Raw genomic sequence first — 16,727 nt, forward strand, 5'->3', positions numbered from 1 at the left:
TAATGAATAGACTTCTTTCTGCCCTTTTTTTTCTTTTTAGCATCATTTCTGCGTTAGCACAAACCAAAGTTAGTGGTCAAGTTTTTGACGCATCAAATAATCCGGTGCCTTTTGCAAATGTAATTTTTAAAGGTTCTTCAATAGGAGTAATAACTAATGAAGAAGGTACATTTTATATTGAAGATGAAAACAATTGGGACGTATTAAAAATATCTTTTATTGGTTTTGAAACTCAAGAAATTCAACTTAAAAAAAGAGTAACTTATCAGTTAAAGGTGACGCTTCAAGAAGAAGCTGCTGCATTAGATGAAGTGGTTATTGTTTCAGGAAAACAACCTAAAAAGAACAATCCTGCAATTGATATTTTAAGAAAAATATGGGCAAATAAACGTAGTAATGGACTTAAGCAGTACAAACAATACCAATATGATAAATACGAAAAGGTAGAATTTGACCTTAACACCATAGATAGTTCGCTAATAGATAGTAAGTTGTTTAAAGGTATGGAGTTTGTATTTGATCAAGTAGATACTTCTAAAGTTACAGGTAAAACGTATTTACCAATGTTTATTAACGAAGCTGCTAGTGAGGTTTATGGTGATAATGTAATTAATGAAAAACGAGAAATTTTAAAAGGAAATAAAAACTCAGGATTTAGTAATAATCAGGTAATTATTGACTTTGTAGACGATTTGTATTCAGACTATGATGTGTACGATAACTATTTAAAGTTTTTTGATAAAAGCTTTGTTAGTCCAATCTCTCGTACCGGAATACAAACGTATAATTACGTCCTTTCAGATAGTGCATATATTGATAATAAATGGTGTTATAATATAATTTATTATCCTAGACGTAAAAACGAACTTACTTTTAAAGGCGATTTTTGGGTGGCAGATACCACATTTGCATTAAAAAACATCAATATGCAAGCCTCTAAAAGCGCCAATATAAATTGGGTGAAAGAAATTTATATAGAGCAAGATTTTGAAGTGTTAAACGATTCAGTCTTCTTAATAAAAAGAGATTATTTTATGTCAGATTTTGCCTTTAATAAGAAGGAAAAATCTAGAGGAATTTACGGAAAACGTACCACACTTTACGATAATTACAAGTTTGATAAAGAAAAAGATCCTAAGTTTTACAAGCAAAAAGTTTACAGCTTTGATGAAGATATCTATAATCAAGATGATAGTTTTTGGGATAAAAACCGTATGGAGTCTTTAAGTAAAGACGAAAAAGGTGTTTATGTCATGTTAGATTCTTTAAAAAAGACTAAAAAATTTAAAAGACTTTACAACTTAGGAAGCATTTTGGCATCTGGCTATATAGAGTTTGATGATTTAAATTTAGACTACGGACCTATATTTTCAACCTTTGGTTATAATGAAGTTGAAGGTGTTAGATTAAGAGCTGGCGGACGTACTTATTTTGGGCAAAATGATTTATGGCGTATAGAAGGATTTACAGCGTACGGTTTTAGAGATAATAAGTTTAAATATGGTATTTCAGGAAAATGGCTATTAGATAAAAAAAGCAGATTGATAATTTCTGGAGGAAACCGTCGTGATGTAGAACAAATAGGTGCAAGTCTAACTAATAGCACAGATGTTTTAGGACGAAGTTTAGCAAGTTCATCCGTTGTTGGAACAGGAATAAACGATAAATTAACCAATATTAACCTAAGTACTTTAGCAATAGAAGCAGAGCCACTAAAAAACTTTGTAACTCGCTTAAGTGGAAGTTATCGAACCTTAGAGTCTGCTTCAAATACATTTAGTTTAGATTATTATACAGACGCTACGCAAACAACGACAAAATCTGAAGTAAAACAATACGAAACCGCAATCTCTTTATCTTATTTTCCAAAAAGAGAAATGACAGGTTTTGGTGTAGAACGAAGAACAAAAAACGATGATTTTGCAAGGCTTTTTGCGCAGATTTCTATAGGCGATCAAAGTATTTTAAATAGTGATTTTGATTATACTAAAGTTCAATTTTCATATACGCAACCTTGGGCTATTGGTGGTTTTGGTAGACTGTATACAACCGTAGAAGCAGGTAAGACTTTTGGAGAAGTTCCTTTAGGTTTGTTAAGTGTTGTACCAGGTAACCAAAGTTATTTTTCAATATATAACACTTTTTCAAACCTTGATTTTTATGAGTTTGTTACCGATGAATATGCAACACTTCATATAGAACATAACTTTAACGGAAGATTATTTTCACGTATCCCATTCTTAAAAAAATATAATTTAAGAGCTATTCTAGGAGCAAGAGGTGTTATTGGTAATATATCTCAAGACAACAGAAATATTAACGCTTCAGGATTAATTTATGAAGCTCCAAACAGAAAACCTTACTATGAGTATAGTTTTGGTGTAGGAAACATTTTTAAAGTCTTTAGAATAGATTTTAATTTTAGAGGTAATTATACAGATCCTGTTTTATACCCAGATGCTAGAAAGTTTGGCGTAACCGGTAGTTTTGGTTTTTATTTTTAAAAAAGAATGCGCTGTAGGTAAGTTACTATATCAATTTTCCAAAGTCAAACTATTTTCTCTTGCCTAAACCTAAATAATCACTTACTTTTGCATCCCTTATTTTTAGATAGTTAATAAATAAATAACGCTATTAGCGTATAAAATAATTAAGATGAGCCCAAAAGGAGAAACAACATTTGATGCTTTAGTAGAAATTCCTAAAGGAAGCAGAAACAAATATGAATATGATTTTGATTTAAAAAAAATACGTTTTGACCGTATGCTATTCTCTTCGATGATGTATCCAGGAGATTACGGATTTATACCACAAACACTAGCTTTAGATGGTGATCCATTAGACGTTTTAATTTTAGGGCATGAGCCTACGTTTCCTATGTGTGTTGTAGAGGTAAAACCAATCGGAGTATTCCATATGGCTGATGAAAAAGGTCCAGACGAAAAAATAGTTTGCGTGCCAGTATCTGATCCAATTTGGAATTCTAAAAATGATATATCAGATATTAATCCTCACCGTTTAGATGAGATTACTCATTTCTTCCAAGTTTACAAAGATTTAGAAAAAAAGAAAGTAGATGTTGGAAGTTGGGGAGATGCAAAAGAAGCTTACGAAATTGTAAGCAAATGCGTAGATAGATACGAAAACAGCGAGCATAAAGCAAACGGCGATTTCTTAATCTAAGTTAATAAAATTATACCCGCTAAAAACGGAGATTTTATAAACATTTTAAATATTCAAAACCCTTACATATTGATTGTAAGGGTTTTTGTATTAGATTCCATTTTGTTACATTTACGATAATTAACACTAACAAATCAAAATAAATATGGAATCAAACATGATTTATTTGCCAATAGCATTGGCAATTCTCGGACTTGTTTTTATGTTCGTTAAAATGGCTTGGGTAAAAAAACAAGCTGCTGGGAACGAGAAAATGCAAGGTATTTCTAAAGCTATAAAAGAAGGTGCTTTAGCATTTCTAAATGCAGAATACAGATTATTAGCAATATTTGTAGTCATTGCTTCAATTGCATTATTTGGAATATCTCAAGTTGTATCAACAACTAGTTGGATGATTATTCCGGCATTTATTATCGGAGCTGTTTTTTCTGCTTTAGCAGGAAATATAGGAATGAGAATCGCAACAGATGCTAACGCACGTACTGCCGAAGCTGCAAAAACAAGTTTACCACAAGCGTTAAAAGTGTCTTTTGGTGGAGGAACAGTAATGGGATTAGGAGTTGCTAGTTTAGCAGTTTTAGGGCTTAGTTTGTTATTCTTATTGTTCTTAGGACAATTTATGGGTAATGAAGGTTCTTTTTATAAAAATATGACTATCGTTTTAGAAACCTTAGCTGGCTTTTCTTTAGGAGCAGAATCAATAGCACTTTTTGCTCGTGTTGGTGGTGGTATTTATACTAAAGCTGCAGATGTTGGTGCCGATTTAGTAGGTAAAGTAGAAGCTGGTATACCAGAAGACGATCCGCGTAATCCAGCAACAATTGCAGATAACGTAGGAGATAATGTTGGTGATGTTGCCGGTATGGGAGCAGATTTATTTGGTAGCTATGTAGCAACAGTTTTAGCTGCTATGGTATTGGGTAACTATATCATAAAAGATATGGCAGATGCTGGTACTGTATTAGAATCTTTTAATGGTATGGGACCAATCTTACTACCAATAGTCATAGCTGGTGTTGGTATTTTGGCTTCAATTATAGGGACGTTTTTAGTTAGAATTTCTTCAAACGAAGCTAAAGAGTCTCAAGTTCAAAAAGCACTAGATGTAGGAAACTGGGTTTCGATAGGTATTACACTTGCTGCAAGTTGGTTCTTAATTCGTTGGATGTTACCAGAAACAATTCAAATGAGCTTCTTTGGAGAAGGTATAAAAGCTATTCCATCAAGACATGTGTTTTATGCAGCTATGATTGGATTAGCAGTAGGTGCATTAATATCTATAGTAACAGCGCATTACACAAGCTTAGGTAAAAAACCAGTTTTAGATATCGTAAAAAATAGTTCAACAGGAGCAGCAACAAACATTATTGCAGGTTTAGCGGTAGGTATGAAATCTACTTTCTTATCTGTAATTTTATTTGCAGCAGCAATTTATGGGTCGTATGCATTAGCAGGATTTTATGGTGTTGCATTAGCAGCTTCTGCAATGATGGCAACAACAGCAATGCAGTTAGCAATAGATGCGTTTGGACCAATAGCAGATAATGCTGGTGGAGTAGCAGAAATGAGCGAGCTTGAGCCACACGTAAGAGAACGTACAGATATTTTAGATTCGGTTGGTAACACAACTGCAGCAGTAGGTAAAGGTTTTGCAATAGCATCTGCAGCCTTAACAGCGTTAGCATTATTTGCTGCTTATGTAACTTTTACAGGTATTGATGGTATTAACATTTTTAAGGCAGATGTGTTAGCTATGTTATTTGTCGGAGGTATGATTCCTGTAATTTTCTCTGCATTAGCTATGCAATCTGTAGGTAAAGCAGCAATGGAAATGGTACAAGAAGTGCGTCGTCAGTTTAAAGAAATTCCGGGGATTATGGAAGGAACTGGTACGCCAGAATATGCAAAATGTGTAGATATTTCTACTAAAGCAGCATTAAAAGAAATGATTTTACCAGGATTAATCACAATTATCACTCCGATAATTATAGGATTAATTTTTGGAGCAGAACCTTTAGGTGGTTATATGGCTGGTGTATGTGTGTCTGGTGTTATGTGGGCAATTTTCCAGAACAATGCTGGTGGTGCATGGGACAATGCTAAAAAATCTTTTGAAGCAGGTGTTGAAATAGATGGAAAAATGGAGTATAAAGGTAGTGAAGCGCATAAAGCAGCAGTTACTGGAGATACTGTCGGAGATCCATTTAAAGATACCTCAGGACCATCTATGAATATTTTAATTAAGTTAACCTGTCTAGTAGGATTAGTAATAGCTCCAATCCTAGGGAATCACGATGTGGAAGAAGGTATGGCAATGAATAAAGATGTTGAGGTTACAGTAAATAATAGTAATAAAAAAGAGGTGAAAGTTAAAGTTATTATGGAAAAAAATAATGACGGAACTGTAACTGCAAACGTAACATCAACAACAGTTAGCAACGGAGAATCTTTTGTGAAAAAGCATGTTTTTACAGGAACAGAAGAAGAAGTTAATGCAAAAATTAATGCTTTAGAAAATACTAAAGATAGCAATAACAAAAAAGTGAAAAAGCAAATAGAAGTTACAAAAGAAGAGATTAAAAACTTACCTCAAGCTTAATACTTTAAGTATTATAAAATTAAAGACCTGCTATTGTTTTTAGCAGGTTTTTTTTATGTTATATTTGAAACTAATATGAGCTGGTTTAAAAAAGATCCGTTACAAATAATTTCATTTTTAAGTTATGGTACACAACATCATTTCTATATACGTGGTCGCGCTTTAGAAGACGAAACTATTAATTTAGAAGAGAAAAGCTTGTGGAATCTTATCCTTAATACTTGGAAGCGTTTTGAAACCGATGAAATTAAAAACACCAAACTCAAAATTACTTTACCAGATAACAGGGTTTATTATACAAAAACCGATAGAGATGGATACTATAAAATAGATGTTAGTAATGAAGATTTTAAACATCTTGTCAATCCAGAAGGTTGGTTAAATTTTGAGCTTTCTTATGATGAACCTAACATAAAACGTACCATTCAAAAAGAAAACCGTTTTAAAGGTGAAATGTTAATACCTGCTAAAGATGCAGATTTTGGTGTAATAAGTGACATTGATGATACGATTATTCATACCGGAGTAGCTTCATTTTTAAAATGGCGTGTTATTTTTAATACTTTTTTAAAACATGTACAAAGTAGGATGCCTTTAGAAGGCGCAGCAGAGTTTTATCATCTTTTGCATCGTGGTACAAATGGTAAAAAGGCTAATCCTATATTTTATGTAAGTCATAGTCCATGGAATTTATACAGATATTTAGAGTTTTTTTTAAAAACGAACAACTTTCCTAAAGGACCAATATTGCTTCGTAGTTTTAGAACTATTTTTAAAAAGAAAACATCTACTTGCAAGCCCCAAAAACAACTAGAAATTACTAATATTTTAAATACCTATCCTAATTTACCATTTGTATTAATTGGAGATAGTAGTGAGCATGATCCAGATATTTATTTAGAGTTAGTCAATAGTTTTCCTAACCGTATTAAGGTTGTTTATTTGCGTAGTGTATTACATAAACAGAAAATGCAGCGTGTTAAAAAGCTATTGGCAGATTACAGTATTCCTGTTATGTTAGTAGACAACAGCAAAGAAGCTATTGCGCACGCTAAAGGTTTAGGTATTATTAAATAAACCCGTACTTCGACTACGCTCAGTATAAACTCTTATCAGACTAGATAGGGTAACGCCAAAAAAAATCTAAAACAATCCGTTAATTTGCGCGTCTATTTTGTTTATTATATTACCTAAATCTTCAGGGTTTGCAACAAAGTCTAAATTATCTACATCTATAATTAGTAAGTTTCCTTTGTTGTAACCGTGTATCCAAGCTTCATAACGCTCGTTAAGCCTGCTTAAATAATCAATGCTTATAGAATTTTCGTAATCACGACCACGCTTATGTATTTGAGCTACTAAATTAGGAATTGAGCTGCGTAAATATATTAGTAAATCTGGTCCAGGAACAAAAGTTTCCATAAGATCAAAAAGGGATTTGTAGTTTTCAAAATCACGATTTGTCATTAATCCCATTGCATGTAAATTAGGTGCAAAAATATGTGCATCTTCATAAATGGTACGGTCTTGTATAATGTCTTTACCACTTTCGTTTATTTGGGTAACTTGTCTAAAACGACTATTTAAAAAATAAACTTGTAGGTTAAAACTCCAACGTTCCATTTGGTTATAAAAATCGTCTAAATATGGGTTGTCTACAACATCTTCTAATTGAGCTTCCCAGTTATAGTGTTTAGCTAATAATTTGGTTAGCGTGGTTTTACCTGCGCCTATATTTCCTGCTACAGCAACGTGCATAATTAGTCGGTTTTAAGTTGAAATTTAGATAAAAAATTAAGGGTGTAAATATACAGGATTTGATTGGTTACAAAAAACTGTTTTATTAACATATTTGAAGTTTTAATTTCTTTTTGTGTTTGGTCTTTTGAGTTGTAATAGATTAACCCATCATTGGTTTTTATAATTAAGTTTTCTTTAGTGGCTTGAAGTTTTGTAAAACCAGTGTTTGGTATTTTGTAAACTAAGCTACCAAAGTAGTTGTAGCAGTATAAAAAATTATCTGTTAATAGCCAACAGTAATTATAATTACTAGTTAGGTCTAAAACTTTAGAGCTTACTGGTATAGTTTTGTATCGTGTTTTTTTAGTTTGAAAATTAAATAATTCTAAATACTGAAAGTCTTGATTATAGACCCAAATAGTATTATCAAAACCAGTAGTGACATGGGTAATGTTTTTATAGTTTTCAGCTGAATTAAAATCAATTTTTGCTACTTCAGCTAGACGGTTGTCAAGAATAATAACCGTATTAAAGTCCGCATAAAACAAATTAATCTTTAAGGAGTTAAAAGCGTTAGCACTAGTAATTTGACCTAACTGAAAGTTACTATAGTTTAAAGTGTCTTTGTTAGTTGCTTTTTTAAAGGTGTTGTTTTTTATAAAGTAAGTTGCTTCAAAATTATCTATACCAACTAGCCAATCGGCTTTTAGAGACTTTTTTTCAATAAGAGTAGTAGTGATTTCTTCTTGAGCAAAACAAGAAGAGCTAACAAAAGCAAGTAAAATTAAAAGCTGTTTCATTAAGATACAATGTACAAATTTCAAACAATATTTGTAACAAAATCAGCAATTTTGCTACTAATTTTTTATTAGTAAATAATTAACATTTCAGAATTAAACTATTAGTTAATTTCAAAGTCAAATAAAAAATTAAAATTTAATACTTAAAATTTTTAAAATGAATTTAAGAACTACCTTAAAAACCTATGGATCAATATTTATTATGTTGATTGCTTTTGGTTTACATGCTCAAAACGATTTTCAAGGAGAAGCAGTTTACATGTCAAAAACGACAGTAGATTTAGATAACTTTGGAGGCAGAGAGCTTAGTCCAGAACGTAAGAAAATGATTATGGAGCGTATGAAATCTATGCTAGAAAAAACCTTCATACTTACGTTTAACAAAACAGAATCGATGTATAAAGAAGACGAAGCTTTAGAGTCGCCAGCACAAGGAGGAATGCGTATGATGGGCGGAATGGGAAGCAGTGGTCCAGTTTATAAAAATGTAAAAACAAACGAGTACTTGCAGGATCAAGAGTTTTTTGGTAAGCAATTTTTAATTAACGATAGTTTACCAAAATACGAATGGAAAATGACAGGCGAAACCAAACAAATTGGTCAATACATGTGTTTTAAAGCAACAGCTGTAAAAAAAGTAGATGCTGCAGATTGGACAAATATGCGCCGTAAAAATAAAGATGAAGACAAGAAAAAAGATGAAGAAAAAGATGGTGCAGAAGTAGAAAAAGATTCTACAAAAAAGGACGAGTTTAAAGATCCTTTTGATCAAATCGAAATCCCAGAACAAATAGAAGTTACAGCATGGTATACTATGCAAATACCAGTAAGCGCTGGACCTGGAGAATATTGGGGATTACCAGGATTGATTTTAGAAATCAACTCAGGAAGAACAACTATTCTTTGTACTAAAATCACTTTAAATCCTGAAAATAAAAAAGAAATCAAAAAACCAACCAAAGGTAAAGAAGTTGGTAGAGAAGAATACCAAGAGATTGTAAAAAAGAAAATGGAAGAAATGCGTGCTATGTTTAGAGCTAGAAGAGCTAGAGGTGGCGGAGGAAGACACTAATCCATTTCTTTTAACTAATCAAAAATCAAATAATGAAAAACGTAATAAAACTGCTAATAATCTTATTAGCAAGTACATCTTTTGCTCAAGTCACGTTTCAAGGTGTAGTAAAAGATAGTACAGGTGTTGGTTTGGAGTTAGCCAACGTAGTAGCTATAAACCAAGCAACTAAAAATTTAGATGCTTACGGGATTACTAACGATAAAGGTCGTTTCAAGTTAAATTTAGAAGAAAATTCTACCTATACAATTACCGTGAGCTATATCGGTATGCAATCTTTATCAGAGACTATAGAAACTAAAGAAGCAAATTTAGAAAAAGACTTTACAATGTCTTTTGATGATAGTTTAGATGAAGTTGAATTAACCTATGAAATGCCTGTAACCATTAGTGGCGATACCATAGTTTATAATGCAGATTCTTTTAAAAACGGAACCGAAAGAAAACTTGGAGACGTCCTAGAAAAATTACCAGGTGTTGAGGTTAATGATGAAGGTGAAATTGAAGTAGAAGGTAAAGCTGTTGGAAAAGTTATGGTAGATGGTAAAGATTTTTTTGATGGCGATTCTAAATTAGCAACTAAAAATATTCCTGCAAATGCGGTAGATAAAGTTCAGGTCTTAAAAAATTATTCAGAAGTTGGTCAACTTAGTGGTGTGACTAATAATCAGGATAATATTGCCATAAATATTAAGTTAAAAGAAGGAAAGAAAAACTTTTGGTTTGGTACAATTACTGGCGGTATTGGTGACTCTCCAAACAAAACTTTATACCTGGCACAACCTAAATTGTTTTATTATAGTCCAGAAAAAAGTATCAACTTTATTGGTGATTTAAATAATGTTGGCGAGTTGGCTTTGACACGTCGTGACATCTTTAACTTTTCAGGCGGTTTCCAAATGCCAAGTCAGCAAAGTGGTACAAATATAAGTTTAGGAAATAATAATCTAAGTTTCCTTCAACTACAAAATAACCAAGCTAAAGATATTAATACAAAGTTTGGTGCTGCTAACTTCAGTTTTTCACCTAAAAAGACTCTAGACTTAAGTGGTTTTGGTATTTTTTCTAGTAGTCGTATAGACTTACAAGAAAACCAAAATGTAATTTATACAGACCAAAGTTTAAATATTCCTAATGAACAAACAGAGACTAACACACATCAAAAAAGTGATTTGGGAATGATTAAATTAAGTGCTAAATACAAGCCTAACACTAATAATCAACTAGATTATGATATTGTTGGACGTACATCTAAAGAGTCTCAAGATCAAGTAGTATTATCTTCTGTAGTTGGTGGCATTGACGAAAATCAAAATTCAAATCCATACAGTATCAATCAGAATTTAAACTACTATTACACGCATGACGAGAATAATATTTTTGCATTATCTGCACAACATTTAATACAAGATGAAGATCCTTTTTATAAAGCTGTTTTAGAGAATGATCCTACAAACAATGCAGATGCAGATAATGATGCTTTTGATAATACTGCATTTGCTTTAGGCTTAAATACAGATCAAAATTTATACGATGTTAATCAAGAGAAGCGTGTAAAATCTAATCAATTAGACGCTAAATTAGATTACTGGAACATTCTTAATAAGAAGAGCGATATTAATTTTACTATCGGGACAATTTACAGCAAACAACAGTTTAACTCTAATATTTTTCAAGTGTTAGATAACGGAAATGAGTTAGATACAACACCAATTGCAGGTGTAACCGATGTAAATGATACAGATTACACATTTAGTGATGTGTATTTAGGATTACATTACCGTTGGAAAACAGGTAAGTTTACGATTAGTCCAGGTGTTTCGGCACATGCTTATAGCGCGGTTAATACACAGTTTGGAGAAGAAACTAAAGATAACTTTTTCAGATTATTACCAGATTTAAATGTTCGTGTTCAGCTTAAACAATCAGAAAATTTAAATTTCAACTATAAAATGCAAACACAGTTTACAGATGTTAATCAGTTTGCTAGAGGATTAGTTTTAAATAATTACAATTCGACTTTTATTGGTAATCCAGATCTAGAAAGTGCATTATCACATAATTTAAATTTAAGTTATTTCAGCTTTAATATGTTTAATTATACTAACGTGTTTGCAATGTTAAACTACACGAAGAGTATAGATAATATTAGAACAAGGTCGATATTTCAAGACGGTTCTGTAATTAGAAGTAGTACGCCTTTTAACTCAGGTTTTGAAGACGAATCTTTTACAGCAAGCGGACGTTTTCAAAGACGATTTGGTAAGCTTCAAGGTAGTGTAAGAGGTAGTTTTGCCTACACAAAATTTAATCAGTTAATTAATGATATTGTTTCGGTTAACGAAAACTATAATCAAAGCTATACAGCAAGTATACGTTCTAACTTTTTAGAAGCACCTAATTTTGAAGTAAGCTACCGTTACAGCATACAAGATAGCGATCAAGGTAATACAAGAACTAAGTTTTATACCAATGCACCAACTATTGAATTTGATGCGTTAATCTTCAAAAAATTAACTTTTAAGACAGACTATACATACAGTAATTTAAGAAATGAAGATGAAACTATAAACTCTTTTGATTTATGGAATGCCTCTTTAGCGTATCGTAAAACTAATGATAGTAAATGGGAATATGAGCTTAAAGCGACAAACTTGTTAGATACAGCGACAAGAAACCAAACAAGCAACGGAACATTTTCTGTAAGTACAAGTCAGTACTACATACAACCAAGATTTTTAACACTAAGAGTTATATATAATTTATAGTATTGAATTTTAGTCCGATAAAAAAGCGCTTTGAAAAAGGCGCTTTTTTTTATTACCACTCATTAATTCTATTAGAATCTAATTTAATAAAAATGAATAGTAATATGGTAAATCCCCAAAGACCAGATCCACCATAACTAAAAAACGGAAGCGGTATACCAATAGTTGGTATTAATCCCATAACCATACCAATATTAATATTAAAGTGTATAAATAAAATACTAGCAACCGCATAACCATACATGCGGCTAAATTGATTTTTTTGACGTTCTGCTAAAATAATTACCCTTACAATTAGCAATACAAATAAAATAACAGTAAGTGTACTACCAATAAATCCCCATTCTTCACCAACGGTTGTAAAAATGTAATCTGTATGTTGTTCTGGTACAAAATTTCCTGTAGTACGTGTACCTTGTAAAAAACCTTTTCCTGCAAAACCACCATTACTTATAGCTTTTTCAGATTCATTTAAATTGTAGGCTATGGTTTGTTTCATTTGCTTTAATTTAACAGGATCTTTTTCTAGACTTAGCCAAATTGTAATACGGTCTTTTTGGTGGATAGGTAAAAAGTTTTGATAAATAAATCTTACAGTAAATGCTAGAGCTCCGGATATTAAAATGACCATTAAAGGTTGAAAAAATGATGGTCTCTTTTTTCTGGTGAAATGATGAGTTAGCACAATAAAAGCAGTAACTAATAAAGTAATTATTAGTCCAAATTTTAATGCAGAAATAGAAAGTAAAACTATTAAAACCGCAATAACTAAATAGATTTGCGGTAAACCTTCTCTATATAAAACAAAGAAGAAAGCGCTATACACCAAAGTACTACCAGCATCCTTTTGAAGTAAAATTAATAGAGCAGGTAACACAATAATGCCAAAAAGTTTTAATTGATCCGAAAAACTTTTAATATCTGTGTTTAAATCGCTTAAATATTTTGCAACAGCAAGTGCAGTAGCAGTTTTTGCAAACTCACTTGGTTGAAGTGTCATAGATCCTATTGCGTACCAAGAAGTGGCTCCGTTAATATTCTTACCAAAGATGAATAAACCAACTAAAGAAACTATAGAGATGAGGTAAAAAATACTAGAAAACCGTTCGTAAAATTTAGCTTCTAAAGACAAAATAAAGATAATTAAAACTACAGATAAACCAATAAATATTAATTGTTTACTGTAAGAATGACTAAAATTAAAAAGTTCTATAGCATCACCTGAATGTGATGCAGATAGTATATTAACCCATCCAAATCCTACTAATAAAAAAAATAGTATTATGGTTAGCCAATCAAATTTAAAATGTCTGTCTGTTTCTCTTAGCATTTAGTTAAGCTGGTTTAACTTTTGTTTTAGTTTATTAAATTCTTCTGGCGGAATGACTTGTAACTCGGTTTGACCATTAATTTTAAACGGTTTACCTGAATAAGGTTTTGCGTATTCGTTTTCAAGACTGTGTGAAAGTAGCCAGTCTTCTAAATCTGTTCTTGTGATTTCGCCTTTTAAATGTTTTTCAATCATTAAACTAGCAACTTTTCCTGCAAATCTGCTTCCCCAATATCCATTTTCAACAAAAACAGCAATTGCAATTTTTGGGTCATCTTTTGGTGCAAACGCCACAAAAATAGAGTGGTCAGTAAGCTGTGTTCTTACACTATCAATTCTGGTAAAATTTTCTACTGTCCCTGTTTTTCCGCAGATTTCAATATCTTTTATTTTAAGGCTACTTGCAGTACCAGTTTTGTAAACTTGGTGCATACCTTCAATTACTGGTTCAAAATTTTCTTTGCTTATAGAAGTATATTTTGGTGTTTTAAAACTTTCAGGAATAGTTTCTCCTTCTATAGATTTAATAATGTGTGGTGTAAAATAAAAACCTCTGTTAGCTATTGCGGCAGTCATATTTGCCAATTGTATAGGTGTTGTAGCAACTTCACCTTGTCCAATTGCATTAGACACAGTATAAGTAGAGTAGAAGGTTTTTGGATATTGATAGCTATAGTACTCTCTATCCGGAATTCGTCCTTTTTGACCAACAAAAAGATCGTTATTTAGATAGTTGCCTAAACCAAAACTTTTTACATGCTTACTCCATTTATCAATACCAACAGATGCGTTTTCATATTTATCTAATATGCGTCTATAAGCTGTTAAAAAATAAGCATTACAAGACTCTTCAATACCTTCAATCATATCATTTCTTTTACCAGAAGGACAGTGACATCCCATAAAACGGTTACCGTATTTAATACCGTGATAACACGTTACTTTTTCATTAGGGGACATAACGTTTTCTTCTAAAGCAATAAGAGCATTCATTAATTTAAAAGGTGAACCTGGCTCGTAAACACCTTGCAAGCTTCTGTTAAATAAGGGTTTTGCAATAGAGTCGTTAAATAGTTTTGTAAAGTTTTTACTTCTATTTCTTCCAACTAAACTATTTGGGTTGTAAGTAGGAGCAGAAACCATTGCTAAGATTTCTCCTGTTTTTGGTTCTATAGCTATTACTCCACCACGTTTATTGGTCATTAGTAACTCTCCATAAGCTTGTAAATCTGCATCAATTGTAATTTTTATGTCTTTACCAGCTCTCGGTAGCGTATCATATTTACCGTTTTTATAAGGTCCTATATCTTGATTATGGATATCTTTTTGGATAAACTTAATCCCTTTTTGTCCACGTAATATGTTTTCATAAGAAGCTTCTACACCTTGCTTACCTATTAAATCTCCACTATGGTAGTAATTGTCTTTTGCTATATCTCTGTTATTTACTTCTCCTATGTCTCCTAAAACATTTGCGCCAATATTGGTTTCGTATTTTCTTAAGGATCTTTTTTGAATATAAAACCCTTTATATTTTCTCATTTTTTCTTGAAGGATAGCGTAATCTTCTTTTGCTAAATGAGAAACAAAAACAGAAGGTAGTCTTGGTGAGTAATGCCTAGCTTTATTATATTTATTTAAAAACTGTTCTTTGTTGATTTTTAAAAGTGAACAAAACTCTAAAGTATCTAAAGGTTTGACATCCCTAGGAATAACCATGACATCATAAGATGGTTGGTTTGATACTAAAAGTTTACCATTTCTGTCGTAAACAAAACCTCGTTTAGGATAATTAAAAACTGTTCTAATTGCATTGTCATCATAAATGCTTTGGGCATGACTGTTAAATACTTGCAAGTATAACAATCTGCCTATAAATATGATACCAACAATAATTACAAAAAAGAAAAGTATATATTTTCTCATTTAGTTTTTTTGCTAAAAATAGTAGTTATTAAAATACTAAGTAGTATAGTAAAAATGCTGGATAATAACGTGTTTTTTAAGATTAAAATTATTTTAGAAATGTTAAAAAATTCCATCAAAAAGTAAAAGAAATGATGAATAACTATCAAGATGCTAAAGTAAGCCAGTTTTTGAATAAAATTAGTGTTGTTAAACTTCAACACATTGTGTTCGTATACTGCACCAAAGCTAAACTTTAATACAGCAGGTCTAATAAAGGCTATAATTAAAGAAGCTGTTGCATTTATGCCACCAGAATCCATGAAAAAATCTATAATTAACCCTAGTAAAAAACTTAAAAATAAAAACAACATACGATTGTTTTTTACAGGGTATAATGCAATAAAAAGTATGTAAATGTATGGGTTTACGTAGCCTAAAAAGTCAATATGATTAAATAGTAATACTTGAAAAACTATTAGCAGTAAAAACCTTAATGTATGTATAGATAATAAATTATTCATTGTTTAATAAATCTTCAATTAATGATTTGTCTTTGTTTTCTATAACCATAACATGCTCTAAATTGGTCATGTCATTAAACAATGAAACGTTTATTTCGTAATAATTCTCTGTAATATCTAGTTTAAAATCTTTGATAGAGCCAATAAGTATTCCTTTTGGAAAAATTGACGATCTACCAGAAGTTATAATAGTATCTCCAATTTTAACTGGAGCGTTTTTTTGAATATCTGTTAATTGTACAACTTTTGGAGACTTTCCGTTCCAACTTAAAGTCCCAAAATGATTAGTTTTTTTAAGTTGTGCACTAATACGACTTGTTGTATTTAATATTGAAATAACTGTAGCGTATTTTGAGTTGTAATTGGCTGTAATACCTATAATCTTATTATTGTCAATAACAGCTAAGTCGTCTTTTATACTATCTTTTTTGCCTTTATTAATTAATAAAACATTTTGTTGCTTAGAGTAGCTGTTTTTAATTATTCTAGCAGGTGTAAACTTAAAAGTATTTTCAAAAGTTGTAGTGTCTATATAGCTAATACTTTCCTTTTTAGTATTACCAATTAATGTGTTAAGTCTAGCGTTTTCTTTATTAAGTTTTTGGTTTTCTTCTTCTAAGTTAAAATAACTAGAAATTGAGTTGCTAGTATTATAAAGTCCTCCAGTAAAAAAATTAGCAGAATTTATAAACTTACTTCTGTGATAAGAATGTGATTGAATTGTAAGTGAAACCGAGATAGACAGTAGCAACAAGAAAAACAAAAACGATTTGTTTCTTAAAATGAAATTTACAATTTGTTGCATA

Annotated in this window: 12 protein-coding genes; 6 read left to right on the forward strand and 6 right to left on the reverse strand. The window is 31.3% G+C overall.

The genetic code is table 11. From position 1 onward, the window contains the following. Positions 1-2: 2 nt before the first annotated feature. The 4 genes from INR78_RS07600 to INR78_RS07615 all read left to right on the forward strand — a co-directional run bounded on the left by INR78_RS07600 (position 3) and on the right by INR78_RS07615 (position 6,859). Complete coding sequence (locus tag INR78_RS07600; RefSeq protein WP_223076040.1) at positions 3-2,504, forward strand: DUF5686 family protein; 2,502 nt, start codon at positions 3-5, stop codon at positions 2,502-2,504. 151 nt (positions 2,505-2,655) lie between these two features. Then, a complete protein-coding gene (locus tag INR78_RS07605) occupies positions 2,656-3,183 on the forward strand; it encodes an inorganic diphosphatase (protein ID WP_027880511.1) in 528 nt (175 codons plus the stop codon). Positions 3,184-3,328: 145 nt separating this feature from the next. Beyond that, positions 3,329-5,782, forward strand: a complete 2,454-nt coding sequence (locus INR78_RS07610; protein WP_223076041.1) for a sodium-translocating pyrophosphatase — start codon at positions 3,329-3,331, stop codon at positions 5,780-5,782. 75 nt (positions 5,783-5,857) lie between these two features. Beyond that, a complete protein-coding gene (locus INR78_RS07615; RefSeq protein ID WP_223076042.1) occupies positions 5,858-6,859 on the forward strand; it encodes an App1 family protein in 1,002 nt (333 codons plus the stop codon). Between the two features lie 66 nt (positions 6,860-6,925). Here INR78_RS07615 and INR78_RS07620 read toward each other — a convergent pair whose 3' ends face one another. Both INR78_RS07620 and INR78_RS07625 read right to left on the reverse strand, forming a co-directional pair. Further along, complete coding sequence (locus tag INR78_RS07620; RefSeq protein ID WP_223076043.1) at positions 6,926-7,540, reverse strand: deoxynucleoside kinase; 615 nt, start codon at positions 7,538-7,540, stop codon at positions 6,926-6,928. A gap of 2 nt (positions 7,541-7,542) precedes the next feature. Continuing rightward, positions 7,543-8,322 (reverse strand): hypothetical protein, encoded by a 780-nt coding sequence (locus INR78_RS07625; protein ID WP_223076044.1) that lies wholly within the window; start codon positions 8,320-8,322, stop codon positions 7,543-7,545. Positions 8,323-8,479: 157 nt separating this feature from the next. On the opposite strand from INR78_RS07625, the gene INR78_RS07630 reads away from it, so the two are divergent. Next, positions 8,480-9,394, forward strand: a complete 915-nt coding sequence (locus INR78_RS07630) for a GLPGLI family protein (protein WP_223076045.1) — start codon at positions 8,480-8,482, stop codon at positions 9,392-9,394. A 32-nt stretch (positions 9,395-9,426) separates the two neighbouring features. Then, on the forward strand, positions 9,427-12,162 hold the full coding sequence (locus tag INR78_RS07635) for a TonB-dependent receptor (RefSeq protein ID WP_223076046.1): 2,736 nt from the start codon (positions 9,427-9,429) through the stop codon (positions 12,160-12,162). Positions 12,163-12,214: 52 nt separating this feature from the next. Here the strand turns inward: INR78_RS07635 and rodA are convergent, their stop codons facing one another. Genes rodA through mreC form a run of 4 tightly spaced genes read right to left on the reverse strand, consistent with a single transcriptional unit; the run spans position 12,215 to position 16,726 of the window. Then, a complete protein-coding gene (gene rodA / locus INR78_RS07640; RefSeq protein ID WP_223076047.1) occupies positions 12,215-13,492 on the reverse strand; it encodes a rod shape-determining protein RodA in 1,278 nt (425 codons plus the stop codon). After that, complete coding sequence (gene mrdA, locus INR78_RS07645) at positions 13,493-15,418, reverse strand: penicillin-binding protein 2 (RefSeq protein WP_223076048.1); 1,926 nt, start codon at positions 15,416-15,418, stop codon at positions 13,493-13,495. It abuts the gene before it with no gap. Further along, positions 15,415-15,921: a hypothetical protein gene (locus tag INR78_RS07650; RefSeq protein WP_027880520.1), complete on the reverse strand. Its 507-nt coding sequence runs from the start codon at positions 15,919-15,921 to the stop codon at positions 15,415-15,417. The genes mrdA and INR78_RS07650 overlap by 4 nt, the downstream gene beginning before the upstream one ends. Next, positions 15,914-16,726, reverse strand: a complete 813-nt coding sequence (mreC, locus tag INR78_RS07655) for a rod shape-determining protein MreC (protein ID WP_027880521.1) — start codon at positions 16,724-16,726, stop codon at positions 15,914-15,916. The genes INR78_RS07650 and mreC overlap by 8 nt, the downstream gene beginning before the upstream one ends. Position 16,727 lies beyond the last annotated feature (1 nt).

Source organism: Mesoflavibacter sp. SCSIO 43206, assembly GCF_019904215.1.
In the GTDB taxonomy this organism is placed as follows: domain Bacteria; phylum Bacteroidota; class Bacteroidia; order Flavobacteriales; family Flavobacteriaceae; genus Mesoflavibacter; species Mesoflavibacter zeaxanthinifaciens.